At 43.9% G+C, this 3,685-nt stretch carries 3 protein-coding genes and 1 pseudogene; all 4 read left to right on the forward strand.

Going from position 1 to position 3,685, the window contains the following annotated elements; translation table 11 throughout:
* The first annotated feature begins 34 nt into the window (after positions 1–34).
* Positions 35–757, forward strand: coding sequence for a thioesterase II family protein (locus GRP75_RS21390; RefSeq protein ID WP_023988771.1), 723 nt, complete (start codon positions 35–37; stop codon positions 755–757).
* Positions 758–976: 219 nt separating this feature from the next.
* Entirely contained in the window at positions 977–1,207 is a 231-nt protein-coding gene (locus tag GRP75_RS21395; RefSeq protein ID WP_029515035.1) for a hypothetical protein, read from the forward strand.
* 288 nt (positions 1,208–1,495) lie between these two features.
* A pseudogene (locus tag GRP75_RS29930) lies at positions 1,496–2,703 on the forward strand (IS5 family transposase); the annotation flags it as partial.
* A gap of 599 nt (positions 2,704–3,302) precedes the next feature.
* Positions 3,303–3,685 (forward strand): aminoglycoside phosphotransferase/kinase family protein (locus GRP75_RS21410; RefSeq protein WP_160790304.1); only part of this gene is annotated, 383 nt, incomplete at its 3' end.

Consider the following 3,685-nt stretch of genomic DNA (forward strand, 5'->3'; position numbering starts at 1 on the left):
TCAACCAATAGTTCAGATATAAGGGGTAGATATAATGGATAAGATTAAATTGTTTTGTCTGCCGTATGCAGGAGGTTCTGCAGCAGTATATAAATATTGGGAACAATACTTGCATGATAGGATTGAGCTTTTCCCGATTGAGCTTGCGGGAAGAGGCAGCAGGATTGGTGAACCGTTTTACGGAAGTGTTGAGGAAGCGCTTGAAGATATACACCGTATTATCATAAGCAACCTTGAAGAACAACCTTATGCGTTGTTTGGCCACAGTATGGGCAGTGTACTTGTATATGAACTTGCCTATAGAATAAAGGAGCTCGGACATCCATATCCTGTCCATATGTTTATTTCCGGCAGATATCCTCCGGGTTTTGTAAGTAAGAAGAAGGTACTCTATGATTTGCCGGATAAGGAGTTTGTGGATGAGGTATTTAAGCTGGGAGGCACGCCCAAAGAGGTTCTGAAAAGCAATGAATTAATGGAGTTGTTTTTACCGATACTCAGAGAGGATTTTAGAATTACTGACACATACAGGCACATTGAAAAAAACGCTAAGCTTGACTGCGATATAAGTGTATTGTGGGGAAAAAGAGAAAAGGGAGCCACTATTTTTGACGTTGCAAAATGGCATGATTATACGTCCAAAAGTTGTAAAATTCATATGTTTGACGGGGATCATTTTTTTATACACGATTACAAAAAGGATGTAGCAGCAATAATAAATAGTAGTCTCATCGACTTTGCAGACAATGGTATGTGAAGACTGAAGTTTATTTAAAATTTAATATGAAATCAAGAGGCTAAGTTTTTAGGTTGACTTTAATGACCTGTAGACTTAGCCTCTTTCCAGTCTAATCAAAAATTTCAAGAAAGTAGAACCTACGTCCTATTGGAATTATTTTCATGTTTCTGTATTACGACGAAAGCAGCGCTCCATTCCTATACGCTATCCCAACGGTACATGCTTAAAGACACATCGGTGAAAATCCTGGAAATTGCGCCGCCAGGGGTTCAAACGTATTTCAATAACGATCCGAGCTCTATGCTACTAGCATCATTCATTGATGAAACGATGAAGGTACTTGGTACGGATGCGGACGAGGTTCTAGTGGAAGAAGCGAAAGTATTTCGAAACAACCCGGGCCCGAACGAAGGTATTTTTGTGAACCAGTTAAACAATATGATGTTTGAGCCGCCAAAGGGTCATTAATCCGTTTAATACTTAGCGTATATTTTCGTTAATTATCTCAACTCGCTTTTAGAAAATCCTTGATTATCAAGGGCGTGTACATCGAAGACATGTAAACAACGTATTCGCCTTGACAATGAGCCTCGCGGCATCGGAGTCTAAACACGTGCGCCGATGCCCATAGGACACGGTTTACCTAGGGCTTGCTGAACGAATCAAAACTCCAACAGGCACAAGGGTTTAGGGCCTCTTATGTCGAAGGAAAACGGGGCAGCCCCGTGAAAAACCGTGCACTTGGAGGCGTCAGGATTGTATCAGCGAACCGAGAACCAGATGAACCTGCCCGTCGACTTTTTTCTGCCGTTCGGCGGAAAGCTCGCAGAAGATAACCGCTGGGTGCTGCTGGCCCAGATGATTCCGTGGTGGATGCTCGAAGAGAAGTATGCGAAAAACTTCAAGAAAAGCCTCAAGGGCCAAAAAGCCGTTTCGATCCGTATCGCGCTCGGCGCACTCATCATCCAGGAGCGGCTTGGCACCGATGATCGGGAGACACTTCGTCAGATTCTGGAGAACCCGTATCTGCAGTACTTCCTCGGTCTGCCGGAATATCGGTACCGCCGTCCGTTTCATCATTCTCTCATGACGCATTTCCGCAAGCGATTGGGTGGCGAAATTCTGGATGAAGTGAATGAATGGATCGCTCTGGAAGAAGCGCGCAAGTGTCGGATGATTCATCGGACGACGATGAACCTGGCAGCGGAACTGACGCAGCGTCCGGTAAGCCTTCAGAAACGCAGCCACAGCAGATGGAACTGACGAACGAGGGCGAACTGCTGCTGGACGCTACCTGCGCGCCGGCGGATATCGCCTACCCGACGGATTTGTCGTTACTGAATCAGGCCAGAGAAAAGCTGGAGAAGATCATCGACATCCTGCACGAACCGGAACGTGGAAAGACCCGCAAGCCCAGAACATACCGAGAGCGTGCCCGCAAAGCCTATCTGGCGGTTGCCAAGCAGCGGCGCGTGAAGCCGCGCGCGATACGAAAAGCGATCGGCAAGCAGCTCAGGTTCGTTTCCCGTGATCTGCGCATGATCGCCGAACTCGCCGATATGACGAGCGGCCTGCCGCGGCGTTTGTACAAGGAACTGCTGGTCATTCAAGAGCTTTATCGTCAGCAGCAAACGATGTATGACAAGCGGACACACAGCATATCGGATCGGATTGTCAGTATCGCACAGCCACATGTCAGACCGATCGTGCGCGGCAAAGCCAGGGCAAACGTCGAGTTCGGAGAGAAGCTGGCGATTAGCGTGGTGAACGGCTACGCTTTCCGCGAGCATCTGTCGTGGGATAGCTACAACGAAGGGCAGACATTGCAGGACGCCGTAGAGCGTTACCGCGCCAGATTTGGTTATTATCCCAAAGCGGTGCTGGCCGACCAGATCTATCGAACCCGCGACAACTTGCGCTTCTGCAAAGAGGGAATTCGCTTAAGCGGACCGCAGTTGGGTCGTATTAATAATGGTTTCGCATTTTCAATAACCTTAGATATAGTCGAGCTATTTCATAACTACACTCACCTAAAATCACTTTGCGATGATTCGCTGCTCTCATCAGTTGGAGTAACTACAGACAATCTCTTTGTATTAGCAAAGTTAACATCAATTAAAGACTTTATGAGATTATTAATAAATTTACGCCGACCAATCGGAATTATTGGTTCGATTTCAACTTTACGGGAATACGGGTTTCTCAGTTATGAATCTGTTAATTCAATGGACATTACGATATATCCGATTAAAAGTGAAACAAGCAATTTTTGGAACACAATTCCAGAAAATCCAATTAACCAGTGTGCAAATCATTTAAGATTATATATTGATGGTGATGGTTATATTTATCCTTGCTATGGACTAGTGGGGCTGAGAGAGTTTTCTTTGGGTAACATTAAAGATGGTTTTGAGAATTCAACTTTTGTAACAGATAATTACGATTTAGATTTATTAGAGTTAAAGAGAAATGGACCGAAGCTACATGAAAGTACAAATCAGCTACAACGAGTATCAACACTTCCTTGGATTTGTGAACGTCATAGAATGGAGTTGTTAATGGATTGAAGTATCATTCAAATACTCAAACATTGTTATTTCACCTTGATTCTATATTTCCACACATGAAAATTCAAGAATTACTCCCACTATCATTAAATAGAAGTTATGTATATAAAGCCATCACAGCGCGTGAAGATTTTCTTTTGAAGATTCTTCCTATCAACTCTTTGGATAGATTACAACGTGAATATCTTGCTATACAAACACTATTTCGCGAAGGAGCTCCCGTACCACGTCCCCTCAAAGAAGAGAATAATATAATACAAATTAATGAAGTGGCATTTATGGCAAGGGCTTATGAGTTTGTTGAAGGTCATGCACTACAAATTAATAAATCCAATTTCTTCTCACTAGGCACTTCAATTGGTCATATACACAATATTTG

The sequence above is a fragment of the Paenibacillus sp. OT2-17 genome, assembly GCF_009827695.1.
GTDB classification, from domain to species: domain Bacteria; phylum Bacillota; class Bacilli; order Paenibacillales; family Paenibacillaceae; genus Paenibacillus; species Paenibacillus polymyxa_B.